22 protein-coding genes and 1 pseudogene are annotated in these 26,035 nt (G+C 70.5%); 14 read left to right on the top strand and 9 right to left on the bottom strand.

The genetic code is table 11. The annotated features are described in order from the left end of the window. Both FJ091_08980 and aceE read right to left on the bottom strand, forming a co-directional pair. Positions 1 to 361 (bottom strand): dihydrolipoyl dehydrogenase (locus FJ091_08980; GenBank protein MBM4383489.1); only part of this gene is annotated, 361 nt, incomplete at its 3' end. Between the two features lie 4 nt (positions 362 to 365). Beyond that, positions 366 to 3,023 (bottom strand): pyruvate dehydrogenase (acetyl-transferring), homodimeric type, encoded by a 2,658-nt coding sequence (aceE, locus tag FJ091_08975; protein ID MBM4383488.1) that lies wholly within the window; start codon positions 3,021 to 3,023, stop codon positions 366 to 368. 207 nt (positions 3,024 to 3,230) lie between these two features. Here aceE and FJ091_08970 point away from each other — a divergent pair, with 207 nt between their 5' ends. Continuing rightward, positions 3,231 to 3,686: a winged helix-turn-helix transcriptional regulator gene (locus FJ091_08970; protein MBM4383487.1), complete on the top strand. Its 456-nt coding sequence runs from the start codon at positions 3,231 to 3,233 to the stop codon at positions 3,684 to 3,686. A gap of 9 nt (positions 3,687 to 3,695) precedes the next feature. Here the strand turns inward: FJ091_08970 and FJ091_08965 are convergent, their stop codons facing one another. Continuing rightward, entirely contained in the window at positions 3,696 to 4,568 is an 873-nt protein-coding gene (locus tag FJ091_08965) for an acyl-CoA thioesterase II (protein ID MBM4383486.1), read from the bottom strand. 109 nt (positions 4,569 to 4,677) lie between these two features. Here FJ091_08965 and FJ091_08960 point away from each other — a divergent pair, with 109 nt between their 5' ends. Both FJ091_08960 and FJ091_08955 read left to right on the top strand, forming a co-directional pair. Continuing rightward, entirely contained in the window at positions 4,678 to 6,993 is a 2,316-nt protein-coding gene (locus FJ091_08960; GenBank protein ID MBM4383485.1) for an NAD(P)-binding protein, read from the top strand. A gap of 41 nt (positions 6,994 to 7,034) precedes the next feature. Beyond that, complete coding sequence (locus FJ091_08955; GenBank protein ID MBM4383484.1) at positions 7,035 to 8,438, top strand: AAA family ATPase; 1,404 nt, start codon at positions 7,035 to 7,037, stop codon at positions 8,436 to 8,438. A 1,366-nt stretch (positions 8,439 to 9,804) separates the two neighbouring features. On the opposite strand, the gene FJ091_08950 is transcribed toward FJ091_08955, so the two are convergent. Then, positions 9,805 to 10,251: a hypothetical protein gene (locus FJ091_08950; GenBank protein ID MBM4383483.1), complete on the bottom strand. Its 447-nt coding sequence runs from the start codon at positions 10,249 to 10,251 to the stop codon at positions 9,805 to 9,807. A gap of 69 nt (positions 10,252 to 10,320) precedes the next feature. On the opposite strand from FJ091_08950, the gene FJ091_08945 reads away from it, so the two are divergent. From FJ091_08945 to FJ091_08925, 5 genes are all read left to right on the top strand, one after another. Continuing rightward, on the top strand, positions 10,321 to 11,430 hold the full coding sequence (locus tag FJ091_08945; GenBank protein ID MBM4383482.1) for an S-(hydroxymethyl)glutathione dehydrogenase/class III alcohol dehydrogenase: 1,110 nt from the start codon (positions 10,321 to 10,323) through the stop codon (positions 11,428 to 11,430). 345 nt (positions 11,431 to 11,775) lie between these two features. Continuing rightward, entirely contained in the window at positions 11,776 to 12,285 is a 510-nt protein-coding gene (locus tag FJ091_08940) for a sigma-70 family RNA polymerase sigma factor (GenBank protein MBM4383481.1), read from the top strand. Further along, complete coding sequence (locus FJ091_08935) at positions 12,282 to 12,998, top strand: hypothetical protein (GenBank protein MBM4383480.1); 717 nt, start codon at positions 12,282 to 12,284, stop codon at positions 12,996 to 12,998. Before FJ091_08940 ends, FJ091_08935 begins: the two co-directional genes overlap by 4 nt. Positions 12,999 to 13,015: 17 nt before the next feature. Beyond that, positions 13,016 to 14,266 (top strand): aspartate aminotransferase family protein, encoded by a 1,251-nt coding sequence (locus FJ091_08930; protein MBM4383479.1) that lies wholly within the window; start codon positions 13,016 to 13,018, stop codon positions 14,264 to 14,266. Positions 14,267 to 14,461: 195 nt separating this feature from the next. Then, a complete protein-coding gene (locus tag FJ091_08925) occupies positions 14,462 to 15,010 on the top strand; it encodes an SH3 domain-containing protein (protein MBM4383478.1) in 549 nt (182 codons plus the stop codon). Positions 15,011 to 15,022: 12 nt separating this feature from the next. On the opposite strand, the gene FJ091_08920 is transcribed toward FJ091_08925, so the two are convergent. From FJ091_08920 to FJ091_08905, 4 genes are all read right to left on the bottom strand, one after another. Further along, positions 15,023 to 16,600, bottom strand: coding sequence for a diguanylate cyclase (locus FJ091_08920; GenBank protein ID MBM4383477.1), 1,578 nt, complete (start codon positions 16,598 to 16,600; stop codon positions 15,023 to 15,025). Between the two features lie 82 nt (positions 16,601 to 16,682). After that, positions 16,683 to 17,660, bottom strand: a complete 978-nt coding sequence (locus FJ091_08915) for a cyclase family protein (GenBank protein ID MBM4383476.1) — start codon at positions 17,658 to 17,660, stop codon at positions 16,683 to 16,685. Between the two features lie 61 nt (positions 17,661 to 17,721). Then, a complete protein-coding gene (locus tag FJ091_08910; GenBank protein MBM4383475.1) occupies positions 17,722 to 18,192 on the bottom strand; it encodes a hypothetical protein in 471 nt (156 codons plus the stop codon). Further along, positions 18,189 to 18,878: a leucyl/phenylalanyl-tRNA--protein transferase gene (locus FJ091_08905; protein ID MBM4383474.1), complete on the bottom strand. Its 690-nt coding sequence runs from the start codon at positions 18,876 to 18,878 to the stop codon at positions 18,189 to 18,191. Before FJ091_08905 ends, FJ091_08910 begins: the two co-directional genes overlap by 4 nt. A 98-nt stretch (positions 18,879 to 18,976) precedes the next feature. On the opposite strand from FJ091_08905, the gene FJ091_08900 reads away from it, so the two are divergent. The 6 genes from FJ091_08900 (at position 18,977) to FJ091_08875 (ending at position 24,361) form a co-directional block, all read left to right on the top strand. Then, positions 18,977 to 20,083 (top strand): acyl-CoA/acyl-ACP dehydrogenase, encoded by a 1,107-nt coding sequence (locus FJ091_08900; protein ID MBM4383473.1) that lies wholly within the window; start codon positions 18,977 to 18,979, stop codon positions 20,081 to 20,083. A gap of 33 nt (positions 20,084 to 20,116) precedes the next feature. After that, on the top strand, positions 20,117 to 21,358 hold the full coding sequence (locus tag FJ091_08895; GenBank protein ID MBM4383472.1) for an acyl-CoA dehydrogenase family protein: 1,242 nt from the start codon (positions 20,117 to 20,119) through the stop codon (positions 21,356 to 21,358). Between the two features lie 93 nt (positions 21,359 to 21,451). Continuing rightward, positions 21,452 to 22,099, top strand: coding sequence for a carboxymuconolactone decarboxylase family protein (locus tag FJ091_08890; protein MBM4383471.1), 648 nt, complete (start codon positions 21,452 to 21,454; stop codon positions 22,097 to 22,099). A gap of 8 nt (positions 22,100 to 22,107) precedes the next feature. Beyond that, on the top strand, positions 22,108 to 22,905 hold the full coding sequence (locus FJ091_08885) for a crotonase/enoyl-CoA hydratase family protein (GenBank protein ID MBM4383470.1): 798 nt from the start codon (positions 22,108 to 22,110) through the stop codon (positions 22,903 to 22,905). Continuing rightward, a complete protein-coding gene (locus FJ091_08880) occupies positions 22,902 to 23,648 on the top strand; it encodes a kua-ubiquitin conjugating enzyme hybrid localization domain protein (GenBank protein MBM4383469.1) in 747 nt (248 codons plus the stop codon). Before FJ091_08885 ends, FJ091_08880 begins: the two co-directional genes overlap by 4 nt. Beyond that, positions 23,645 to 24,361 carry a hypothetical protein gene (locus FJ091_08875; GenBank protein MBM4383468.1) on the top strand — a complete coding sequence of 239 codons (717 nt, stop codon included), beginning with the start codon at positions 23,645 to 23,647 and terminating at the stop codon, positions 24,359 to 24,361. Before FJ091_08880 ends, FJ091_08875 begins: the two co-directional genes overlap by 4 nt. A gap of 21 nt (positions 24,362 to 24,382) precedes the next feature. On the opposite strand, the pseudogene FJ091_08870 reads toward FJ091_08875, so the two are convergent. Continuing rightward, a pseudogene (locus FJ091_08870) lies at positions 24,383 to 26,033 on the bottom strand (sulfatase-like hydrolase/transferase). Positions 26,034 to 26,035 lie beyond the last annotated feature (2 nt).

Here is a 26,035-nt window from a genome sequence, read left to right as displayed (position 1 = left end):
CGTCCTCGCCCGCGCGGCGCGCGAGAGAAGGCGGCGCGTGGCGCGGCGGTGTCGGCGTCGCGGGCGCGGGCTTCGGTGCGGCGGGCGCCGGCTTGTTGGGCGCGGGCGCTGCGCTCGCGCTCTCGCCGCGAATCACGGCGATCAGCGCGCCCGCGCTCACCTTGTCGCCCACGCGCACGCGCAGCTCCTCGAGCACGCCCGCGGCTGGCGACGGCACCTCCATCGTCGCCTTGTCGCTCTCGAGCACGATCAGGGCCTGATCCTTCGCGACGCGCTCGCCCACGCTCGCGAGCACTTCGACGACGTCGACCTCGGCGAAGTCGCCGATGTCCGGCAGCAAGAACTCGATGCGATCCGCCATCGCGCTAGCTCCGCACCGGCTGCGGCTTCTCCGCGTCGATCCCGTACTTGTCGAGCGCGAGCCGCACCGTCGCGGGCGGTACTCGCCCCTCGTCGCAGAGCGCCTTCAGCGCGGCGGCAGCGATGAAGCCGCGGTCGACCTCGAAGAAGCGGCGCAGGCGCTCGCGCAGGTCCGAGCGCCCGAAGCCGTCGGTGCCGAGCGTGCGGTACGTCGCCGGCACGTAGGGGCGAATCTGCTCCGAGACTGCGCGCACGTAATCCGTCGCGGCGATGACTGGACCGCGCCGGCCCGCGAGCTGCTGCGACACGAAGCTCGTTCGCTGCGCCTCGCCGGGATGCAGCAGGTTCCAGCGCTCCGCGGCGGCGCCGTCGCGCGCGAGCTCGCTGAAGCTCGTCACGCTCCACACGTCCGCCGCGATGCCGAAGTCGTCCCGCAATAACTCCGCCGCCGCGAGCGCCTCGCGCAAGATCGTGCCGGCGCCCAGCAGCTGCACGCGCTCGCCGTCGCCCTCGCCCGCGCGCACGAGGTGCATCCCACGCAGGATTTCCTCGCGCGCGCCCTCGGGCATCGCGGGCTGCGCGTAGTTCTCGTTCATCACCGTGACGTAGTAGAAGACGTCCTCTTGCTCGTGGAGCATCCGGCGCATGCCGTCCTGGATGATCGTCACGAGTTCGTAGGCGTACGCGGGGTCGTACGCGACGCAGTTCGGCACCGCGGCGGCCCACACGTGGCTGTGTCCGTCTTGGTGCTGGAGGCCCTCGCCGGAGAGCGTGGTGCGCCCCGCGGTTCCCCCTAACAAGAAGCCGCGCGTGCGCGAGTCGCCGGCGGCCCAGATCAAGTCGCCGACGCGCTGGAAGCCGAACATCGAGTAGAAGATGTAGAACGGCAGCATTGGCAGGCCGTGATTCGCGTACGAAGTGCCCGCCGCGATCCACGAGGAGAGCCCGCCCGCTTCGCAGATGCCCTCCTGCAGCATCTGCCCGGTCTTCTCCTCGCGGTAGTACGCGAACGTGTCGGAGTCGACGGGCTCGTAGAGCTGACCCTGCGAGGAGTAGATGCCGAGCTGCCGGAACAGCCCCTCCATGCCAAACGTGCGGGATTCGTCCGGCACGATCGGCACGATGTACTTGCCGAGCTTCTTGTCCCGTAACAACGCGGTCAGCATGCGCACGAACGCCATCGTGGTGGACATCTCGCGCTCGCCGCTGCCTTGCAGCAGCGCGTCGAAGGCGGAGAGCGGCGGCACCTCGAGCTTCGGCGCGTTCGCGCGGCGGGCCGGCAGGTAGCCGCCGAGCGCGCGCCGCCGCTCGTGCATGTACTCGAGCTCGGGGCTGCCGTCGGCGGGCTTGTAGAACGGGGCATCGCCGATGCGGTCGTCGGGAATCGGGATGCGATACCGATCGCGGAACTTCTTCAGCTGCTCGTCGCCGAGCTTCTTCTGTTGATGCGTGAAGTTCTTGCCCTCGCCGGCCTCGCCCATCCCGTAGCCCTTGATCGTCTTGGCGAGGATCACCGTGGGCTGGCCGACTTGATTCACCGCGGCGTGGTAGGCGCTGAAGATCTTCCTCGGGTCGTGGCCGCCGCGGTTCAGCTGCCAGATGTCGTCGTCGGTCATGTTGGCGACCATCGCCTTCAGCTCGGGATGCACGCCGAAGAAGTGCTCGCGCACGTACGCGCCGCCCTTCGCCTTGTAGTTCTGGTAGTCGCCGTCGACCGCGCGCTCCATGCGCTCCAACAACAAGCCCTTCTTGTCGCGCGCGAGCAGCGGATCCCACGCGTCGCCCCAGATCACCTTCAGCACGTTCCAGCCGGCGCCGCGGAACGTGCCCTCGAGCTCTTGGATGATCTTGCCGTTGCCGCGCACCGGGCCGTCGAGGCGCTGCAGGTTGCAGTTCACGACGAACACGAGGTTGTCGAGTCCCTCGCGCGCCGCGAGCCCGATCGCCCCTAATGACTCGGGCTCGTCCATCTCGCCGTCGCCCATGAACGCCCAGACCTTGCGTCCTCTCATCTCGGCGAGCCCGCGGTGCTCGAGGTACTTCATGAAGCGGGCCTGATAGATCGCCATGATCGGGCCGAGCCCCATCGACACCGTGGGGAACTGCCAGAAGTCGGGCATCAGCCACGGGTGCGGGTACGAAGAGACGCCGCGCTTTCCGGTTTCTTGCCGGAAGTTGTGCAGCTGCTCCTCGCTGAGGCGGCCCTCGAGGAACGCGCGCGCGTAGATGCCGGGCGAGGAGTGGCCCTGCACGTAGATCAGATCCGCGCCGTCCGCGTGATCGGGGCCTTTCCAGAAGTGGTTGAAGCCGACGTCGTAGAGCGTGGCGGCGCTCGCCCACGTCGCGATGTGCCCGCCGAGCTCGCTCGATTCGCGGTTCGCCTGCACCACCATCGCGAGTGCGTTCCAGCGCACGAGCGAGCGGATGCGGTGCTCGAGCCCGGGCTCGCCGGACATGTGCGGCTCTTCGCTGACGTGGATCGTGTTCAGGTAGGCGGTCGTCGCTTTGTAGGGGAGGTGCGCGCCGGCGCGGCGCGCGCGGTCGATCAAGCGCTCGATCAGGTAGTGCCCGCGTTCGACGCCGTCGGTCTGCAGCACCGACTCCAGCGCCTCGAGCCACTCCTGCGTCTCGTCGGCGTCGATGTCGCGCGTTTCGTTCGCCATGCGTGCCCCCCGCGATTCGGCTGCAGTTAGCCGCACCTTCGTCCGGATTGAAGCCAGCTTGCAGAGAATTTCTCGATCGATGAGAAAACCACCCGCAGAGACGACTCATTGGATCGATTAAAGAGGTTTTGGATATTTCCCGAGTTTGTCATCTAGATGACATCCGTCGATCGGCTCGTACAGTGCGCGCGGGCGGGAGGAATTCCCATGAGCGCCGCACCCCAGGGGCGAGCGAGCTCGGCGCCGCGGTACACGGCGACGGGAGCGGCACTCCACCAGCTACTGCGCGAGCTGGAGCGGTTCGCCCAGGAGGGCCTCGCGCTTGGGCGGCTCAGCAGCGTGCGGCTGGCGCTGCTGCACAGCGCGATGCACGGCGAGAAGACCGCGAGCGAGCTCGCGCGTGAGCGCGGCGCGTCGCGGCAGGCGACGCTGCGCGTGGTCGACTCGCTGCTCGCGGAGGGCTGGCTCGAGCGCGCACCGAATCCTCGGCACCGTCGCGCGCCGCTGCTGCGCGCCACGCCGCTCGGGCGCCGCACCTACTTCGCCGCGGCGCACGAAGAGGCAGCGGCGCTGAACTCGCTCGCGGAGCACTGCGCGTACGAGGAGGTCGCCGCGGCGCTGAAGTTGTTACGGACGATTCGGGAGCACGCGACGCGCGGCTGAGGCGAGTTGTTACGGGCGCTTGGCCGGCGTTCCGCGCCGCACCAGTCCCTCTTGCGCCACCGACGCCACGCGCACGCCCGCGCGCGTGAAGATCGCGCCGCGCGCGAAGCCGCGGGCCCCGTACGCGCACGGGCTGTCCTGCGCGTAGAGCAGCCACTCGTTCGCGCGGAACGGGCGGTGGAACCACACCGCGTGATCGAGGCTCGCCGACATGCCGGCCATGAACGAGCTCGGGCGCGCGTGGTGGCGCACGATCGTGTCGATCATCGACATGTCCGTCGCGTAGGTGATGAAGCACTGGTGCAGCAGCGCATCGCTCTCAGGCAGCTCGCCGTCGGCGCGCAGCCACATCAAGTTCGGGTCGGGGCCGGGCTCGCCGCCGAGATAGACGGGCAAGTTCACGAAGCGAAAGTCGATCGGCGGCGCGCCGCGCTCGTAGCGCTCCTGCCAGTTCGGAAAGCGCTCGCGCGCCTGCTCCATGCGCTGATCCCAAGTCGGCACGCTCTCGGGCTCCGGCGCTGGCGGCATCGCGTCTTGATGCTCGATGCCGGCCTCGGCTCGGTGGAACGACGCCGACAAGTTCAGGATCGCCTGGCCGCGCTGATAGGCGACGACGTTGCGCGTCACGAACGACTTGCCGTCGCGCAGGCGATCGACCGTGTACACGACGGGCACGCCCGGATCGCCGTGGCGCAGGAAGTAGCCGTGCAGCGAGTGCGCGGGCAGGTGCTCGACGGTGCGCCCCGCGGCCATCAACGCTTGCGAGAGCACCTGGCCGCCGAACAGGCGGCCGATCTGCCCGCGCTCGTTTTGGCCGCGAAAGATGTTGAGCTCGATCTGTTCGAGATCGAGCAGCGCCCGGAGCTCTTCGAAGCGGTTCATGGCGCGCGCGTTGTAGCCGCGAAAAATCGCGGGCGCGTGGGCCATTTCACACCGAAGGCGCCGGCGAATCGCCAAGAATCGTCCCTCCAGGGTGTCGAAGGGGACGGCGATGGCGAAGGGGAAGAAGGTCGCGAAGTCAGGCGGGGCGCCCGAGCGGAAGAAGATCGCGATCGTGGGCGGCGGCCCGGCGGGGCTGTCGGCGGCCTTCCATCTGACGCGCGACCCCGCTTGGCGCGAGAAGTACGAGATCACCGTCTACCAGCTCGGGTGGCGCGTCGGCGGCAAGGGCGCGACGGGCCGCGACGCCGCGAATCATCAGCGGATCGAAGAACACGGCATTCACGGCTTCTGCAATTTCTACTTCAACACCTTCGCGATGATGCGCGACGTCTACACGAACCTGGCCGCGGCGGACCGCGACCAGTTGCCGACGCAGCAGCTGAGCACGGCGTTCCTCGGCAGCTCGCGGACCTACGCGATCGCTGCGACCCCGCTGGTTTGGCGCGGTGTGCTCGACTGGCTGCCGGCGACCGAGGGCGATCCCTGGGACGCCAGTTGGACACCCGATCTCGGGTGGAAGCAAGTGGTCCGCGGCGTGTTGATTCAGCTGGCATGGCGCGGACGGTCCGATGAGGAGCACCAGACCGTCGACGAGTCTGACCTGCTGCGCGGCGACTACGAGCCCGCGGTGCAGGCAGCGGCGAGCGCGCTGCACCGCACGATCTGGCGAATCTGGCAGGAGCAGGCCGGCGTTCCGGGCGATCTGCCGAGCGACATGATCGACGCGCGACTGCAAGCCTGGATCGCCGACCTCGATGCACAGCGGCAGGCCTTCGGCATCGTCGTGAACGCGGCTCTCGGCAACGCTTTTCCTCCGACGCCTCCGCCCGCGGTCGCGCAGCCGGTGCGACCGCCCAATGCGACCGCGCTGCGCGCGCTGTCCGTGCTCGACCTCTACTGGACGGTGCTGCGCGGGATCATCGCGGAGCGCTCGCTGTTGCCCGGCGCCGACCTCGATCAGAGCGACGCGGTCGACTATCGCGATTGGCTCGTGAAGCACGGCGTCTCGAACCTCGTGTTGTCCTCCCCAATCCTGACCTACGTGGCGAACATTCTCTTCGCGTACCCGAACGGCGATACCTCGGCGCGCCCACAGCTCTCGGCCGCGTCGTGGGTTACGTGGATGCTGCGCAGCGTCATCGGCCGCGGCGCGTACTTCTACTTCATGGCCGCGGGCACCGGCGAGAGCGTGATCTTGCCGCTCTATCTCTCGCTCGCGCGCGCGGGCGTGCGCTTCGAGTTCTTCCACAAGCTGGTCGGTGCGAAGTCCTCCGGCGGCGCGAACGCGCGCGTCACCGAGCTGCACTTCCGGCGCCAAGCGCGCACCAAGAACGACCGGCCTTACCAGCCGCTCGTCGAGGTGGGGCCGACTCGCGCAACGAAGGGAGCGTTCTGGGCGTGGCCCAACAAGCCGAACTACGAGCAGCTGCGCGACGCCAGCACGCTGCGCGGCGCCGACCTCGAGGCGTGGGAGTCCCAGCCGGGCGAGCGCGCGCGCAAGCTGGAGCTGCGCAAGGACTTCGACGAGGTCGTGTGGGCGGTTCCGCCGACGATCACGAGGCTCGTCGGCGACGCAGGCATGAAGAAGAAGTGGGCGTTCATGTCGCAGCTCGGCACCACCTCCACGCAGGCCGCGCAGGTGTGGCTGACGGAGAGCACGAAGAAGCTCGGGTGGAAGCCCCTGGAGAACGCGACGGCGCCGACCGTGCGGCCCAGCGAGCGCTACGCGTGCTCGTCTTACCCGCAGCCGCTCAACGCGTTCGTCGTGTTCGATGACCTGATCGAGTACGAGGCTTGGCCGGAGCAGGAGTCGCCGCACGGGCTGATCTACCTGTGCGCGCAGCTTCAGGAGCTCGACCAGCCCGAGACCGAGCGCAGCCGGAAGCGCGACGAGGTGCGCGTGGAGACGGCGACGAGCAGCGCGCTGCGCCTGATCGCAAAATTCCTGCCGTGCGCCTGGATCGGCCCGAGCGATCCGTACTCGCTGCGCTTCGAGCTGCTTCACGTGCCCGGCGCGGCGAGCGCCACGGCAAAGGGCGAGGAGCGCTTGCGCGCGCAGTACTACCGCGCCAACACACGTCCGACGGAGGCGTACGTGCAGGCGAATCCCGGAACCGCGGCGGCGCGCCGCTTCGCGTGGGACAGTGGGTTCGCGAACGTCGTACTCGCCGGCGACTGGACGTACACGGGGATGAACATGGGCGCGTTCGAGAGCGCGATCACGGGCGGCAAGCTCGCGGCCTTCGCGCTCGTTGGGAACGCAGCCCAGCTCGACGCGATTCACGGCTTCACGTTCCTGCGCGCATCGGCGCGCGCGGAGGCCGAGCGTGCGCTCGCGAGCGGCGTGGTTCCGCGGCTGAAATGAGCGCTGCCGCCGCGGGCCTGTCCTCTCGGCGCCTTGGCGGCGTGCTCGTCACGGACCTCGTCGGCTCGACGCAGCTGCGCACGTCTCTCGGCGACGCGCACGCCGAGCCACTGCGCCGCGCGCACGAGCAGTTGTTACGGGCGATCGTCGCCCGCCACAGCGGGCGGGTGGAGCAGTGGCTCGGCGACGGCATCCTCGCCACGTTCGAGAGCGTTTCGTCCGCAGCCCGCGCCGCCATCGACGTGCAGCAGGCGACCGATCGGCGGAACCGGCGCGCGCGCCGCGAGGCGACGCTCGAAGTGCGCGTAGGCTTCGCAGGCGGCGAGATCGTGTGGGAGAACGGCGACTGCGTGGGCCGGCCCGTCGACGAGGCGCACGCGGCCTGCGCTGCCGCTCGCGGCGGCGAGATCCTGGCGCCGCGGGCCGTGCTCGCGCTGGTCGGCAGCCGCGAAGCGCTGCGACAGCGCGCGGCGGCGGGCGATCACGTCGAGGTCGTGTGGGAGCCGCCGCGCAGCGCCGCTGCGAGTCTCGGCGCGCCTGCGTCGCTGCGCACGAGCGGCCAGCTCCCGTGGACGGGGCGCAGCGCGGCGCTCGACGTGCTGCGCGACGCCTATCACCACGCCGCGAATGGCGAGCCGCAGCTCGTCGCGATTCGCGGCGACGCCGGCATCGGGAAGACGAGGCTCGTTGCGGAGCTGAGCCGCGAGATCGACGCGCTCGGAGGGGCGATCGTCTACGCCGGCGCTCAGCAGGATTCCGCGGGCGCGTACGACCCGCTCGACAAGGCGCTCCGCCATTGGGTGCGCAGCGTCGACGATTTGGCGGCGCGCCTCGGTCCGAACTCGGGCGAGCTCGCGCGGCTCGTGCCCGAGCTGCTCGAGCGCGTGCCCGATCTGCCGCCGCCTTCGAGCTCCGACCCCGAGCACGAGCGCACCCTGTTGCGCGACGCGTTCCTCGAGTGGCTGCGCGTCGCGACGCTCGACGATCCGATCGTGCTGCTGCTCGACTCGCTGCACTGGGCGGGCAGCGCGGCGTTCGATCTGCTCGCGCACGTGCTGTTCGGCCTCGGCGACAGCCGCGTGCTGATCGTGACGACGCATCGCGCGAGCGATGCCCGCGTGCCCGAGCTCGTCGACGCCGGCGCACGCGCGCTCGGCGCCGGCTCGCCGAGCGGGCATCCTGCGCGAGCTCGATCGCGAGCGGCTCTCGTACGCCTTCTCGCACGCGCTGCTCCAGCGTGCGTTCTACGACGAAGTGAGTGGCGCTCGGCTGGCGCTCTTGCACGAGCGCGCCGGCCTCGCGCTCGAACGGCGCAGAGGCGGCGTGGCGCGCAGCGTCGAGCTCGCTCACCACTTCGCGCACGCAGCGCCGCTCGGCCACAGCGAGCGCGCCGCGCGCTACGCGGCCGCGGCCGGCCGCCAGGCGCTCGCGCAGTTCGCGAATGAGCGCGCGCTCGAGTTCTTCCGCGAAGCGCAGCGGCACTACGCGGGCGTGACCGCCGAGCGCGAGCGCTGCGAGCTCGCGATCGACGTGGGCGAAGCGCTGCGACGCGTCGGCGACGCGTCGTTCCGTCGCGAGCTGAGCGCCGCCGCCGACCGTGCGTACGCGCTTGCCGACGGCCAGCTGATGGGACGCGCGCTGCTCGCGACTTACCGCGGCACGTTCAGCCGCGCGATGCACGTCGACGAGGCGCAAGTCGCGCGCCTGCGAAGCGCCCTCGCGCTGCTCGGCGACGGCGACGCCCCGCTGCGCGCGCGCTTGCTTGCGCTGCTCAGCACCGAGCTCGCCTGGGCGCCGCACGCGGACGAAGGAGACCGCGCGAGCGACGAGGCGCTCGCGCTGGCGCGCGCGCTCGGCCGGCGCGAGCTGCTCGCGGAAGTGCTGGCGCAGCGCCAGTGGTCCGTGTTCCACCCGCTCTCCGAGCGGCTCGCGACCACGGCGGAGCTCGACGGCCTTGCGAGTGCGGACTTGCGCCCGACGCTCCGCTTCGACGCCGCAGGCAGCTCGCTCTTCACTGCGGCGCGCGTCGGGGATCGCGCAGCGGCGGAGCACGCGCTCGCGACGCTGCGCAGCCTCGCGCGCGAGGCCGATCAGCCGCTCGTCCGCTGGATGCTCGCGCTGCGCGAGGCGACGGCGGCGCTCGGTGAGGCGCGTTTCGCGGACGCGCGCGAGCACGTCGCGGAAGGCATCGCGATCGCGAAGCGCGCGGACATGCGGGATGCCGGCGCGCAGCGCCGCGTGCAGGAGTTCTGGATCGACGTGGACGCGCAGCCGGTCGAGGCCGCGCGCAGCGCCGTCGGAATCGCTGCGCGCGCGCACCGCGATCTCTCGCCGATCAACTGGCCCTCGCTGGCGCTGCGCTGCACCGAGCTCGGATTGCCGGCCGAGCGCGACGCGGTGCTCGCGACCTGCGCCGCAATCAGGTGTGGCTCTCGACGCTTTGCTGCGCTGCCGCGGCTGCGGCCGACGCGCGCGACCTCCCGCTTTGCGAACGGCTGTTCGCGCAGCTCGCACCGCACGTCGGCGAGCACGCGAACATCGTGTTCGCGACGCTCGGCTCGGTCGCCCGCTACACCGGGCTGCTCGCTCACGCACTGGGTCGCGAGGACGCGCCAGAGCAGCTGGCGCGGGCCATCGAGAGCAATCGCACCTTCGGCCTGCCGGCGTGGGAAGCGCGCGCGCTGCTCGATCTCGCGGAGACGGCCCCCGCTCGCGACGCCGCGCTGGCCGCGCTGAGCGCGGCTGAGGCGCTCAGCGCGAAGCTCGGGCTCCCGGTCGTGCACGAGCGAGCGGAGCGCGTGCGCCGCCGACTCAGCGGCTGACGCGCTCGAACACGGCGATGTCCTCGGCGAAGCCCGCGAGGCGGCGCTCGCCCGCCAAGCAAAACGCGCTCGCCGCCTCGGGGGCGAGGGTGATGAGCGGAGCGACGCACAGCACCTCCCCGAAGTCGGCCTGCTCACGCAGCCGGCTCGCGAGCACGACCGGCAGCCCGTGCACTGCATCACCTTCGTAGAGCACGTCGCCGATGCTGAGGCCCGCGCGTACGCCCGCCGGCAGCTGCGCCGCGAACTCGAGCGCGCGCCGCGCGGAGTCGAACGCGGCGATGACGAGCCGCTGCACGCGCTGAATGGGCTCACCGCCGTGGCTCGCGACGCTCTCGAAGATCGTCTCGCTTGCGGCTCCCGCGGCGTCCGCGGGTGTCTCGACGAACGCCACCGCGCGCAGACGGAGACGCGATCCAGCTTGCGGGCGCGACACAACTTCTCCTCGCCGCGCGCACGGTAGTCCGGCGCGCGTATCATGCGCGCCCCTTTCGAGGAGAACACGGTGAAGACGAGGGCAGCGGTGGCGCGGGCGGCGGGCAAGCCGCTCGAGATCGAGGAGATCGAGCTCGCGGGCCCGAAGGCCGGCGAAGTGCTCGTCGAGATCAAGGCCACGGGCGTGTGCCACACCGACGAGTTCACGCTCTCGGGCGCCGATCCGGAGGGCAAGTTCCCCGCGATTCTCGGCCACGAAGGCGCCGGCATCGTGCGCGAAGTAGGTGCGGGCGTAACGAGCGTGGCGCCCGGCGATCACGTGATCCCGCTCTACACGCCCGAGTGCCGGCAGTGCAAGAGCTGCACGTCGCGCAAGACCAACCTGTGCACCGCGATCCGCGCGACGCAGGGGCAGGGCCTGATGCCCGACGGCACGAGCCGCTTCTCGGGCAAGGGCGGCGCGATCTTCCACTACATGGGCACGTCGACGTTCGCTAATCACATCGTGTTGCCCGAGATCGCCGTCGCGAAGGTCCGCAAGGACGCTCCCTTCGAGAAGATCTGTTACATCGGCTGCGGCGTAACAACTGGCATCGGCGCGGTGATCAACACCGCGAAGGTGACCGCGGGCTCGAACGCGGTCGTGTTCGGCCTCGGCGGCATCGGCCTCAACGTGATTCAAGGGCTGAAGCTCGTCGGCGCGAACAAGATCGTCGGCGTCGACCTGAACCCGGCGCGGCGCGCGATGGCCGAAGCGTTCGGCATGACGCACTTCGTGAACCCGAAGGACGTGAAGGGCGACCTCGTCGCGCACCTCGTCGAGCTCACCGACGGCGGCGCGGACTACAGCTTCGAGTGCATCGGCAACGTGGACGTGATGCGGCAGGCGCTCGAGTGCTGCCACCGCGGCTGGGGCGAGTCGATCATCATCGGCGTCGCCGGCGCGGGGCAGGAGATCAAGACGCGGCCGTTTCAGCTGGTGACGGGGCGCATCTGGAAGGGCACCGCGTTCGGCGGCGCACGCGGGCGGACGGACGTTCCGAAGATCGTGGACTGGTACACGGACGGGAAGATCCGCATCGATCCGCTGATCACGCACGTGTTGCCGCTCGAGCGCATCAACGAGGCGTTCGAGTTGATGCATGCGGGGAAGTCGATTCGGACGGTGGTGACGTTTTAGGACGCGGCAGTCGGGGACTCTGCCGCGAAGAGAAGAGTCGGAGGGATTCAGCCCGCCGTCGGCTCCAGCGGGGGCAGGCCTGCGGCGGCCATCTGTTCCTCCTCGGCCTGCCCCCGCTCTCCGCCGACGGCGGACGCCGCGCCGCTTCGCTTCTCGTGCGCGCTTCAGCGCGCCGACTTGTTTGGAGGAGGGTGGGCTTCGGGCGCCATCGAGGCGCCCGAAGCCCAACGCTGCGCGCTGGTTGGGGCATTCGGGTGTGCGATCGGCTGTGATGTTTCCGCGAGTCCGGCGAATCACTTCTGCAGAATGGACGCGAAGCCGTTTGTGGAAGCGAGGGCACTCGGGATGGCGGAGGCGGGTGCGCGAGAGCGGTTCGCGGGGTTGCTGGCGCAGCACCGCGGAATCGTCGTGAAGGTTGCGCACACGTTTGCGGCGAGTGCGGAGGATCGGGCGGATCTGGCGCAGGAGATTGCGGCGCAGCTTTGGCGGTCGTTTCCGCGTTACGACGCGTCGCGGCCGTTCGCGACTTGGATGTATCGCGTCGCGCTGAACGTCGGCGTTTCGTACTTGCGCGGGCGCGAGCGCCGCGGTGTCGCGGAGCCGCTCGATGCGGAGTCGGTGGCATCGCAGACTTCGCCCGACGAATCGCTCGAGGACGCGCGGCGCGCGCATGCGCTCGAGCGGGCGATCGCGCGGCTCGCGCGGCTCGATCGGGCGCTGTTGTTGTTGCACCTCGACGAGCGCAGTCAGCGCGAGATCGGCGAGGTGCTCGGCATCTCGGAATCGAACGTGGCGACGAAGCTGAGCCGCTTGCGCCAGCGCCTGCGCGGTGAGCTCAGCGGAGGGAAGTCATGAGTACGAGCGACGTGGTGGAGATCGACGAGCTGAAGCTCGCGTGGCAGGCGCTCGAGCGGCGCATCGAGCGCGTCCACGCGGTCGAGCTGGCGAGCTATCGGCGTGCGCGGCTGCTCGACGTGCGGCGCGCGCTGCGGCCGCTCGTCGGGGCGCAGCTCGCGCAGGCGGCGCTCGGCGCGCTGATGGTCGTGTGGTTCGCGCTGTTCTGGGTGGAGCACCGCGCGTCGCTGGGCCTGCTCGCGCTCGGCGCGATCGGGCAGGCGTGGGCGGCGCTGATCACGGCGCTCGCGGTGCGCGAACTCGTCGACGTATCGCGCATCGACCACGCGGCGCCGGTGCTCGCGTTGCAGAGGCAGCTCGCGCAGCTGCGCGAGCGACGTCTGCGCGCGGCGCCGTTCCTGATCGTGTCGGGCTGCGCGATGTGGCTCCCTGTGACGCTCGTCGTGTTCGCGCAGCTCGATGGCGCCGCGCGCTGGGGCGAGGAGCTGCCCCGCATGGTCGGCTGGTTCGAGTGGGCGCAGCAGCCACAGGCGCTCGTCTGGCTGCTCGCGAACGTCGTGCTCGTGCCGGTGCTCGCGTGGCTCGGGCTGCGCTGGCTGCGCAGCGTGCGGCGCCCCGCGCTCGCGAAGCGCGTCGACGACGAGCTCGCGGGCCGCAGCGTCGTGCGCGCGGAATCGATGCTCGCGGAGATTGCGGAGTTCGAGCGGGACTGATCGCGCATACTGCGCGCATGAGCCTCCCCGAACGCGGCAAGCCGGCTTCCGAGATTCTCTCCGCCCTAACAACCAAGCGCGCGCGCGACGCGCGCTGGAGGGAAGGGCGCACGTTCGGAATGGTTTACGACGGCGGCCCCGAGGTGCACGAGATCGCGGAGGCGGTGGCGCGCGAGTTCTTGCACGAGAACGCGCTCAACACGAAGGCGTTCCCGTCGCTCGGCGAGATCCAGAGCGAGGTGTGCGGCTGGACCGCATCGCTGCTGCACGGGGACGCCGGTGTCGCCGGCTTCATGACGAGCGGCGGCACCGAGAGCATCCTGTGCGCCGTGAAGGCCGCGCGCGAGCGCGCGAAGGCGGAGCGCGGCATCACGGCTCCCGAGATCGTGCTGCCGAACAGCGCGCACGCCGCGTTCCACAAAGCCGCGCACTACTTCGGGCTGCGCGTGCACAGCGTGCCCGTGCGCGCGGACTACCGCGCCGACGTCGAGGCCATGGCCGCGTGCGTGAACGCGAACACCGCGCTGATCGTCGGCAGCGCGCCGCAGTATCCGCAGGGCGTCGTGGACCCGATTCCGGAGCTCGCGGAGCTCGCCCAACAAGTCGGCTGCTCGATGCACGTCGACGCCTGCATGGGCGGCTTCGTGCTGCCTTTCGCCGAGCGCCTCGGCTACCGAGTCCCGCCCTGGGACTTCCGCGTGCCCGGCGTGACCACGGTCTCCGCCGACATCCACAAGCTCGGCTACGCGCCGAAGGGCGCGAGCGTGATTCTCCACAGGACGAAATCGCTGCGGCAGTACCAGACCTTCGTGTTCGACGCGTGGCTCGGCGGCTTCTACGCGAGCCCGAACATCCAGGGCACGCGCGCCGGCCTGCCGATGGCGTGCGCGTGGGCGGTGATGCAGCGCCTCGGCCTCGAAGGCTACGACCGCTTGACGCGCACCACGCTCGAAACGCGCGACAAGATGCTCGCCGCCATCCGCGCCGTCCCCGGCCTCGAGGTGTTAGGGAGCCCCGAAGCCCAGATCGTCGCCTTCACCGCCGCGCCCGGCTCCGGACTCGACGCCTTCGCCCTCGGCGACGCGCTCCTCGCGCGCGGCGGCTGGTTCCACGACCGCCAGACGCCGCCCGACTCGCTGCACAGCACCGTTTGCGCCGCCAACGCGCCGGTGATCGACGAGTGGGCCCGCGACCTGACGACTTGCGCGGCCGTGCTGGCCGGGAGGCGCGCGAACGACCGCAGCACGAGCTACGCGACGCTCGAGTAGCGCTTCGTCCCCGAAGCGACTCAAGGCCTCGCGCGTGCGAGTCGATGCCCACGATCGACGGGGTGTCGAATGTCGAAAATCCTGCTTGTCGCTGCGCTTCTCACGACCGCGTGCGCTTCCGCGCCGCCCCCGCCCCCGCCGCCAGTGGCGCCTGCGCCGCCGGCGCCGCCCGTCGTCGCGCAGCCACCTCCGGACGTGCAGCGGCGAGCAGACGAAGATCGCGTCCGAGCGCTCGAGTTCGAGATCGAACGCCTGCGCGAGGACCTGCGCGCTGCGGAAGAGACGCTGCTCGCGGTCGAGTCCGGCATGCGCGGCTCGCAGGGGCGGGCCGAGGCGGTCTCTGCACTCGCGGAGGCTCGAATCCAGCTGGAGCGCGCCAGCCGCCGCGCGCCTTGGCGCGACGATCGAGTGCGCGAGGCGCGCGAGAAGCTGGCAGAGGCCGAGCGCCAGCTCGCGGCGAATCGCGTCGGCTCCGCGGTGTTCTTCATCTCTCGCGCGCGCCGCATCACCGGTGCTCTCGATGAGGAGGCAGACCGGGTTGCCGCCAACGCGAGCACGCATTTCATCGAAGGGTCGCGCGTGAATCTGCGCACGGCACCGAGCCAGGGCGCCGAAGTGCTCGCCACGCTGACGGCGTCGCTGCCCGTGTTCGTCGAGGCGCGCGAGGCCGATTGGTCGCTCGTGCGAACCACTACGGGCAAGGTCGGCTTCGTGCACTCCAGCTTGTTGCGCAAGGCTCGCTGAGCGCGGGCGGCGTCACGCCTCGTCCGCACAGTGCACGCAGTCCTTGCCGGCGTGCTTGGCGGCGTAGAGGGCACGGTCCGCGTCTGCAAAGAAGCGCACTCGGTCGCCGTGATAGCTGGAGACCCCGATCGAGACGGTCACGGGCAGCGTTTCGTCCGCGCCGGCGACGCGGAATCGATGCGAGTGCACGGCGAGGCGCATCTGCTCCGCGAGCGCGACAGCCGCGTCGACTCCGAGCCCCGGGCAAAGCACGGCGAACTCTTCGCCGCCGTAGCGGGCGACGATGTCGTGCGCGCGCGCGTTTCCGGTCAGCAGCAGCGCGAGGTCTTCCAGAACCGCGTCGCCGGTGGCGTGCCCGAAGCGGTCGTTGAGCTGCTTGAAGTCGTCGATGTCGAGAAGGATCAGGGTGAGAGGCCCGCCGTGAGCGTCGACCGCGAGAATCTCTTCCGAGAGCCGATCCTGGAAGAAGCGGTGGTTGTGGATGCACGTGAGGCCGTCCGTGATCGCGAGCTGCTCGAGCCGCGCGCGCGCGCTGGTCAGGCTCTCGACCATCTCCGCGAAGCTGCGGGCGAGCACTCCGACCTCGTGGTCCGCCGAGACGATCGGCAGGTGGACGTCCGTCTCGCCGTCGCGCAGTCGCACCGCGGCTTCCGAGAGTTGGTGCAGCGGTCGCAGCAGGAACCACGCGATCGCGAACGCGACGCCTGCGAGCACGACCACGATCCCGAGATTCAATCCGACCATGCGGGTCAGGATCGACGCGATCGGCGCGAACGTGGCTCCGTAGTCGCCCTCGAATACGACCCGCCACGGCAGGCGCTCGAGTCGCTGCGCGCTCGCGACGACGCGCACGCGATCGCTCGCGAGATAGTCGACCACCCGCGTCGTGGCCTCCTCGCGCAGGCCCTCCGCGAGCTCGCCCGCGAACGCCGGCTGCGAGCTCGCGACGAGCGCGCCGCTCTCGTCATAGACGTGCAGGCGCCCGGCGTTCTCTCCAACACCGCGCGCGAGCTCGTCGCCGAGCGCGCGGATCGGAAGCACCGCGTGGAGCGAAACGCGCGCCCCTCCCTTCGTTGCGACCCGTGCAGAGATGAGCTGCACGGGCCCCTGAGGAGAACCGAGCACGCCTGAGATGGAGGTCGCGTCGACGCGCGCGATCCGCTGAGCGAGCGCGGGGCCGACCGGAAACTCGCCGCCGATGTGAGCGAGGACGCGGCCACTCGCATCGAGCGCAAAAATCGACGAGTAGACGGGAAGGCCGGAGCGCACGTAGCTCAAGTACTGCTCCGCCTCGACGCGCGACTGCGCCCGGTCGCCGCGGGCGAGGTCGCCGATGATCTCGCTGTGCGAGAACACCTCGACGTCCAGGGCGCGCTGCGTGTACCAGAGCTCGAGTTGGTCTCGCGCTCGGGCAGCGGCTTCGGGGATGCGGTCCTGGACGCGGTCGCGCAGGAAGGCGCGAACCGCGAGCGCGGACGTGAAGGCCACGGCGAGCGCGCTCGCGAGTGTGGCGGCAAACACGAAGAAGCCGATGCGTGACGCCAGACTCGCGAACAGGCGGCGGCGGAGACTCGGAATCGCTGCGCGCACCCCTCCTCCAACCTCAGGGGGGTGGATCGGAGCGCCTGCGCCTTCTCTTGAGGCGGAGTCGCGGAACGGGAGCGACCCCCGCCTACTTGATCACGAGCGCGTTCGGCGGGCTTCCAGTCCCGCCCCGGATGTTCAGCGGCGCGGAGGCGAAGAGCCCCTCGTACACGCGATCGCCCGCGCAGTCCGCGGCGAGCCCCGTCGTCTGGAACATCTCGCCGATCGCCATGCCGAAGCGCCCGATGATCCAGTGATGCAGGAAGCCGTTCGGCTCGGTGAACCCGGGCGGCGGCCACGACTCGAGCGCGGGCGTGTCGGTTGTTAGGGCGGCGGGGTGCCGGTTCCAGATCCACTCCGCCATCGCCTCGCTGCAGGCGAGGCCTGGCGTGCGCAGCGTCGCGGTGATCGCAAGGCGCTGCTTCACCTGCGGCGTCTGCTGCTCGTACCACGCGATCCAGCCCGTGTGAATGGTCCAGACGTCGCCGGGCTTCGGCTCGACCTTCTGCGCGCGCAGCGTTCCCTCGAGATCCTCCACCGTGATCTTGTCGTCCACGCTGCAGTCGAGCGGCCGACCCACGGCCCTTCGGTAGCGCTCGATGTCGAGCACGAGCGCGCGGCCCGCGATGCCCCGCCGCGCCCAGTGGTCGATGCCGAGCCGCGACTTGTCAGGGTTGTTGCGCAGCTGCTCGTTCTTCACGCCGCCCCAGAAGCCGTGCTCGTAGTCGCCCACGTGCGTGAGCCCGTCCCACTGGCTCGACGCCTGCGTGAAGAAGTTGTCGAGCACGTCGTCGCCGTGGTGCCCGATCGGAATCTCACGGAACACCGTGTGCCGGAACTTCCCGCGCCCGAACAGCGGCGGGTTCGGCTGCTCCTGCTCCCAGTTCATCGCGAACACGGCGCCCTTCCGAACGAGGCGCGCCGCCGCGACGACGACCTCGGGCGTCTGCAGGTTGAACATGCCCACGTTGTCGCCGTCGCCGAACAGGCCCCACGCGGTGTGCGGCGGGTTGCCGGGCTTGGCGGGAAGCTCGCGGTAGGTGGGGAGCTTCGTGGGGGTGGGCATGAGTCGCTCCGAGGCGGCCGCGCGCGGGATTGCGCGCGGGAGGAGCGAGGTAGCGCAGGCGCTACGCGCGCTCCGCCCAGGCCGCGACGCGCTCCACCCACGCGTCGTGCGCGCGCTCCGCGGTGCGCGCGACGAAGCCGAGCACGAGGCGCGGCGCGCGCACGCGCACGACGTGCGTCACCTCGGTGCGCGCACCCTCGGCGCGCAGCGCGAGCTCGTGGCGCAGCGTGGTGCCGAGCGCGGCGCTCGCTTCGAGCACGAGGCGCGCGGCCTGCTCGTTCGCCGCGACGACTTCGCGCGCGGCTCGGTAGCTGTTAGGGAGACGCAGCGGTCCGAGCGGCACGGTCTCGTGCACGACGCACTCGCTCCGCGCGCCACTCTCCACGAGCTGCGCCACGCGCGTGATCAGCGGGTGCAGCTCGGGCGTGCGTTCGAGCCGCGTCGCCTCGATCACGCGCGCGAGCGGTGCGCGCGCGGACCACGCGCGGGTGAACACGACCGTGTCTCCGTCGCGAGTGATCTGCGCGCTCACGCGCTCGCCCACTTCTCGGGCGCGCGCTTCCCGGACACCGCCTTCGCGAGCTCGCGCAGGTAGCGCGCACGCGGCCAGCTCTCGAAGCCGAGCGTCTCAAGGTGATCGGTCGGGAGCTGACAGTCGACCAGCGCGTAGCCGTCGGCGGCGAGCTTCTGCGCGAGCGACACGAGAGCGACCTTCGACGCGTCGCGCGCGGTGTGGAACATCGAGTCGGCGAAGAACGCGTCGCCGATCGCGATGCCGAACACGCCGCCTACGAGCCGCGCGCCGTGCCACGCCTCGCACGAGTGTGCGAAGCCGCGCGCGTGCAGCGCGAGGTACGTGTCCGCGAGCTCGTCCGTGATCCAGGTGCCGCGTTGACCGTCGCGCGGCGCGGTCGCGCACGCGCGCATCACGTCTTCGAACGCTGCGTCGAAGCTCACGCGGAGGAGGCCCTGGCGCAGCGTGCGCGCGAGGCGCCGCGGCACGTGCAGTGCGGACCGCGGGGCGAGCGGCAACACGCCGCGCGGATCGGGGGAGAACCAAAGGATGGGCGGCCTCTCGTACCAAGGAAAAATCCCGTTCGCGTACGCGAGCAGCACGCGCTCGGGCGAGACATCGCCCCCGACCGCGAGCAGCCCCGAAGGCTCCGCTTCCGCGGGATCGGGAAACAGATGGGCGCGCGGGAGGCGGTAGACGGTCACGTCGCAGCCACTCGCGGGGTCGACCCGCAGCGACGCAAATCTCGCTGGCGTATGCTGCGCCGCTTCCGATTTCCCCAACTCAGGTGGAGCCCCACTTCATGAATCTCGAGTTCTCCGACGACCAGAAGTTCGTCCAGAAAGCCGCGCGCGACTATCTCACCGAGAACAGCAAGCTCGAGGTGTGCCGCAAGGTGCTCGAATCCGGCCAGCCGTACGCGGCGGATCTGTGGAAGGGCGTCGCGGAGCTGGGTTGGCTCGGCACCGCGATCCCCGAGGAGTACGGCGGCGCGGGGCTCGGCTACCTCGAGTTGGCGCTGATCGGGCAGGAGCTGGGACGCGCGCTGGCGCCGATCCCGTTCTCGTCGTCGATCTACCTGTGCGCCGAGGCGATTCTGCAGGCCGGCAGCGCCGAGCAGAAGAAGAAGTACCTGCCGAAGCTCGCGTCGGGCGAGCTGATCGGCACGTTCGCGCTCGCGGAAGGCGCGGGCGACTTCAATCCGGCCGATGCCACCGTCACGTTCGACGGCGCCAAGCTGAACGGCGTGAAGTTCCCGGTGCCGGACGGCGGCGCCGCGGGCATCGCGGTGGTGGTCGTGAAGGAACGTGCAGGTGTCTCGCTCGCGATCGTCCCGCTCGACGGCGCGGGCGTGACGCGCACGAACCTCGCGGCCTTCGATCCGAGCCGCCCGCAGGCGAAGCTCGAGTTCAAGAACGCCGCCGGCGAGCGGCTTGGCGCCGCCGGGCAGGGCGCGAAGATCGCGACCGCGGTGCTCGATCGCGCCGCGGTGCTGATCGGCTACGAGCAGGTGGGCGGCGCCGAGCGCGCGCTCGAGCTGACGCGCAACTACACGATGTCGCGCTTCGCCTTCGGCCGCGCGATCGGCTCCTTCCAGGCGCTGAAGCACCGCATGGCCGACGTGTTCTGCAAGATCCAGATCGCGGGCTCGAACGGTTATTACGCCGCGTGGGCGCTCTCGAACGGCAACGAGGAGCTGCCGGTCGCGGCGGCCACGATGCGCGTCGCCTCGTGCGACGCCTTCACGCTCGCCAGCGAAGAGCTGATCCAGATGCACGGCGGCGTCGGCTACACGTGGGAGTACGACTGCCACCTGTTCTACCGCCGCGCCCGCGCGCTCGCAGCCGCGATCGGCTCGCCCAGCGAGTGGCGCGACGCTCTCGTCAACCGCGTCGACGCGACGCTCTAACAACTTCCCTTCAGAGCAACGAAGGAACCCAACATGAACTTTGACGACACGCCGCAAGAAGCCGAGTTCCGCGCCAAGGCGCGCGCGTTCCTCGACAAGCACATGAAGCGCCTCAGCCCCGACGCGGCGGGGGGAGACGAGTTCGAGAAAGAGACTGCCGACGACATCGCGTGGGCAAAGAAGTGGCAGGCCACCAAGTTCGACGCCGGCTGGGCCGTGCTCACGTGGCCGAAGGAATACGGCGGCCAGGGCCTCGGGCGGCTCGAGAACGTGATCTTCAATCAGGAAGAAGCGAAGTATCACGTGCCGCCGAACATCTATGGCATCGGCCACGGGATGCTCGGGCCAACGATCATGGCCCACGGCACGCAGGCGCAGAAGGACCGCTTCATCAAGGAGATGGCGCGCGGCCAAGTCGTGTGGTGCCAGCTCTTCAGCGAGCCCGCTGCGGGCTCGGATCTCGCAGGCCTGCGCACCAGCGCAGTGCGCGATGGCAACGACTGGATCATCAACGGCCAGAAGATCTGGTCGACGGGCGCGCACTTCTCCGATTGGGGAATGATCGTGACGCGCCACGATCCGAACGTGCCGAAGCACGACGGCCTCACCTACTTCATCATCGACATGCACTCGCCGGGTGTCGAAGTGCGCCCGATCAAGCAGATAAACGGCGGCTCCGGCTTCAACGAGGTGTTCTTCTCCAACGTGCGCGTGCCGGACTCGCAGCGCCTCGGCGGCGTGGGCGAGGGTTGGAAGGTGTCGATCACGACGCTCATGAACGAGCGCGTGTCGATCGGCGCCGGCCAGGGCGCAGGCCGCGTGCGCGATCTGTTCCGGCTCGCGCGCAAGGTGAAGCGAAACGGCAAGCCCGCGATCCAGGACAGCGCGGTGCGGCAGAAGCTCGCCGACTACTTCGTGCAGTCGAAGGGTCTGCAGTACACGGGCTACCGCACGCTGAGCGCGCTCTCGAGCGGCAAGACGCCCGGGCCCGAAGGCTCGATCGGCAAGGCCGTGGGCGCACCGCTCTCGCAGCAGATGGCGTCGTTCGCGAGCGAGCTGCAGGGCGCCGCGGGCGGCTTGCTCGACGCGAGCGCCGCGCCCGACGCGAGCTGGATGGAGGGCTACCTCGCGTCGCCCGGCATCCGCATCGCGGGCGGCAGCGACGAGATCATGCGCAACATCATCGCCGAGCGCGTGCTCGGTCTTCCGGCCGAGTGGCGCGCGGACAAGGGCATCGCGTTCCGCGACGTGCCCACCGGCACCGTGAAGAAGTAAGTGGCGGCACTGCGCAATCCGCGCAGTGCATGACAAGATGAGGGCGCGGGCGATGCGAGTCGCCCGCGCCCTTCGTGTCGTTGGGGGAGCGAGATGCGCGCACGACGGATCGCGGCGGCCTTGAGCGCGTTCGCTGCGCTCGCGGCGAACGCGCAGGACGCGAAAGCGCGCCTCGCGCCGCTGCCCGAGGCGCAGTGGAGTGCGGAGACGCGCGCGCAGATCGCGCGCACTCTGCCGCAGGTGTCGCAGCTGACCGGCGAGGCCGCGCCTCAGCCGAAGCCCCTGCCGATCCTCACCGTGATCGCGTACCACCCCACCTTGCTGGGACCCTTCCTCGACTTCGCGACCGCGCTGGCGCAGCGCGGCGTGCTCTCGCGGCGTGAATCCGAGCTGCTCGCGCTGCGCGCTGCCTGGCGCTCGCAGTCGCGCTTCGAGTGGGGGCATCACGCCGCCTACGCGCGCACCGCCGGCATGAGCGACGAAGAGATCGCGCGCGTTGCGGAGCAGGGCGGCGCGTCGCTCGCGGCGCGCGAGCTGCTGCTGCTGCGCGCGGCGGACGAGCTGCACGCTACGCATCGTTTCTCGGACTCGACCTGGGCTGCGCTGCGCGCGGAGTACACGGACGCGCAGCTCGTCGAGATTCCGTTTCTCGTCGGCCAGTACACGATGCTGTCGATGGTCGCCGAGGGCCTCGGCGTCCCCGTCGAGCCCGAGCTGCCTCCCGTTCCGCCCCTTCGCTGAGGAGCCACATGCCGGTTCGCGTCGAGAAGAACGGCTTCGTGACCACCGTGATCCACTCGCGCCCCGAAGCGCGCAACGCCGTCGACCGCATCCACGCCGAAGCGCTCGCCGCCGCGTTCGACGAGTTCGAGCGCGACGCGGGCGCGCGCGTCGCGGTGCTGTGGGGTGAGGGCGGAAACTTCTGCGCGGGCGCCGACCTGAAGGCGGTCGCGACCTCGCGCGGCAACCGCGTCGTGCCGCCGCGCGCGCTCGACGTGCGCGGCTCGCTCGACGCCGGCGGGCCGATGGGGCCGACGCGCATGCAGCTCTCGAAGCCGGTGATCGCCGCGGTCGCGGGCTACGCGGTCGCGGGCGGGCTCGAGCTCGCGCTCTGGTGCGATCTGCGCGTGGCGGAGGAGGGCGCGACGTTCGGCGTGTTCTGCCGCCGCTGGGGTGTGCCGCTCGTGGACGGCGGCACCGTGCGATTGCCGCGCATCGTGGGCCAAGGCCGCGCGCTCGACATGATCCTCACCGGGCGACCTGTTCAGGCGGACGAGGCGCATCGCATCGGTCTCGCGGATCGCGTCGTCGCGAACGGAACCGCGCGCGCCGCTGCCGAGCAGCTCGCCGCCGAGATCGCCGCGTTCCCGAACGGCTGCATGCGCGCCGACCGCCGCAGCGCGCTCGAGCAGTGGAGCCTGCCCGAAGCTGCCGCGCTCGCGAACGAGTACCGCCACGGCGTCGCGGTGATCGAGAGCGGTGAGACGCAACAAGGCGCCGCGCGCTTTGCGGCGGGCGCGGGCCGGCACGGGAGCTTCGCGTCGTGAGCGCGACCGCATCGACTCCGCGCGGCTCCGGCGACTCCGCCTCGCTGCGCGCTTCGCTTGCCAGGGGAGCGCAGCCGGCGCCCGTGCGCCGCAAGCGCTGGCTCGTCGCGCTCGATTTCTTCTCGCTCTCGCTCGCCGCCGCGCTCACTGCGCTCGCGCTCGCGCGCATCGAAGCGCTGCCACCCCTCGCGTGGCTGCCGCTGCTCGCGCTCGCGGCGCTGTTCGGCTGGGCATTCGCGGACTTCGGCAGCGGCCTCGTGCACTTCCTGTGCGATCGCTTCGGCAGCGAGCGCACGCCGCTGCTCGGTCCCGCGGTGATCCGTCCGTTCCGCGAGCACCACGTCGACCCGCGCGAGATCACGACGCACGGCTTCGTCGAGCTGTCCGGCAACAACGCGCTGGCGCTCACGCCGATGCTCGTGCTCGGCTCGGAGCTCGCGCCCTTCTTCGGTGACACGCTCTCGCTCAGCGCGGTGTGGACGTGGCTGATGTCCGCGAGTGCAGGGCTCTTCACGACGAACCAGATCCATCGCTGGGCGCACATGCCGCGCGCGCCGCGCGTCGCGCGCTTGCTCCAGCGCCTGCGCCTCGCGATCAGCGCGGAAGCGCACGCAGCGCATCACCGCGCGCAGCACGACGTCGCGTATTGCATCACGAACGGGTGGTGCAACGCGCTGCTCGATCGCGCGCGCCTGTGGCCGCGCCTCGAGCGCGCGCTGCGCCGCGAGGCGGAGCGCGCATGAGCGCGCCGACTTGGCAAGCGTTCTACAACGCGGGCTGGCAGTTCCCGTTCGCGGTGATGGTCGTGCCGTTCGCGTTCCTGCTCTACCGCGCGATCGCGCGCGAGCGCCGCGAGGACGCGCTCGATCCCGCGCTGGCGCCCTTCGTCTCGCTGTGGGTCACGCTCTTCACGCTCGAGACGCTGCTCGATCCCGTCGCGACGGGCCCGTTCGCGAAGTGGCTTGGCGCGCAGTTCACCGCCGCCGGCCTCCACCCGAACCTCGCGGGCAACCTGTTGGGCACGACGTTCGTCGTCCTCGGCGACTTCCGCGTGTTCTGGCTCGTGCTGCGCTTCCGCACGCCCGAGCAGACCACGCGCCGCGCGGCCCTCGAAGCCGCCGCGCTCAGCACGATCGCGCCCGTGCTCGCGGGCCTCGTCTCGCTCAGCGGCGTCCCCGCGCAGGCGATGTGGCTCACGCACGAGCTGATCTCGCTCGTTCTCGCCTTCGCCCTCGCGCGCCTCGCGCTCCCCAACGCCGCGACACACCCGCATCACGCACAGTTCGTGCGCCGCGTGCTCGGCTACATGGCCGCTTATTACGGACTCTGGGCCGCTGCCGACGTGATCATCCTCGCCGGCTACGACACGGGCTGGCCCGTGAGGCTCGTGCCGAACCAGCTCTACTACGGCTTCTTCGTGCCGTTCGTGTGGCGGGGGTTCTTTCGGGCGAGCTGACGAGTACCGCCGCAACGGCCGCTAGTTCGCCCAGTACACATACTCCTCCCCCTCCACACGCTGCGCGTCGAGCGTGCGATCCACCGCGATCGGGCCCTCGATCAGCGCAGGCCAGGCGGGCAGCACCATCTGCTCCTCGTGCTCCGCGAGGATCGCGGCGAGCTCGGCCAGCTTGTCGGGGCGAGCGCCCGCGAGGTTGGTGCGCTCGGCCGGGTCGTTCGCGAGATCGAAGAGCCACTGCTTGTCAGGGCGTTCGCTCACCTGCAGCTTCCAGTCGTCGGCGAGGATCGTGCGGTAGTGGCCGCTCCTCCAGAAGATCGCGGCGTGCGCGCGCCCCTGCGCTTCGCCGCGCGCGAGCTTCACGAGGTCGACGCCGTCGATGACGCGGTCGCTCGGCAGCGTCGCTCGCGCGGCGCCGGCGGCGGTCGCGAAGATGTCCACGTGCGCCGCAGGCGTGTGGAAGCGCGTGCCGGCTGGGATTTGCGCGGGCCACTGCGCGAAGAACGGCGTGCGGATGCCGCCCTCGAAGAACGTCATCTTCCAACCGCGATAGGGCTGGTTGAGGTCGGGAATGCCGACATAGTCCGCGCCGCCGTTGTCGCTGGTGAAGAACACCAGCGTGTTCTCTTCGAGGCCGTGCGCGCGCAGCGCCCCCAAGACTTCGCCGACGCCGCGGTCGAGCGCACGGATCATCGCGGCATAGGTGCGCAGCGTGTGATTCTCGATCTGCGGCAGCGCGTCGTAGTCACTCTTCAGCGCCTGCAGCGGCGTGTGGGGCGCGTTGAACGCGAGGTACAGGAAGAACGGGCGGTGCTGGTTCGCTTCGATCGCGCGTGCGGCTTCGCGCGCGAGGTAGTCGGTCATGTACGCGTCGGGCGCGAAGCGCTCGCCCCCGTCCTTGCGCACCGCGAACACGAGGTTCGCCCACAGGAACTTGTCGATCGGGTCGAAGTCCTGCTTGGAATTCACGACGCGCGGGTCGTCTTCGTTCATGAACAGCGACGCGCCCTGCGCGAAGCCGAGGTACTCGTCGAAGCCCTGCGCATTGGGATGGAATCTCGCCGACTCGCCGAGGTGCCACTTGCCGAGGCCGAGCGTTCGGTAGCCCTCGCCCCGTAACAACTCCGCGAGGGTGATCTCGCTCGGAGGCACGCCTTGGTCCGCCACCGGGGGAACGCCGGCCTCGCGCTCCTCGAAGTAGATGGGGGGGCAGCGGCTCGTTGCGCCGCATCCACGCGATGAGGCGCATGAACGGCTTCGGCGCGGGCGTGAACTCGAAGCCGAAGCGCGTGGGGTAGCGCCCGGTCATGATCGCGGCGCGCGAGGGCGCGCAGGTGGCGTTGCCGGCGTAGCCGCGCGTGTACTCGACCCCGGCGCGCGCGATGCCGTCGATGTTCGGCGTCGGCACGGCGCCGTTCGCGACGCCTCCGCCGCCGAAGCTGAGGTCGTTGTAGCCGAGGTCGTCGGCCACGATCACGACGACGTTCGGCGGGCGCACCCCGCTCGCCGGCTGCGCCGGTCCGGCCTCCCACACGACGGCGACGTTCTCGCCTACGGGGTCGACGAGTCGCCCGACGACGCCGGGGCCCCTCATGATCAGCTCCATGCGGTTCGCCCAGAGCAGCGCGCCGAGCGCCGCCGCGATCGCGAGAACGACGACGAGCCTGCGCATCG

Source organism: Deltaproteobacteria bacterium, assembly GCA_016875395.1.
GTDB lineage: Bacteria > Myxococcota_A > UBA9160 > UBA9160 > UBA6930 > VGRF01.
This window is presented reverse-complemented; position numbering and strand designations above follow the sequence as displayed.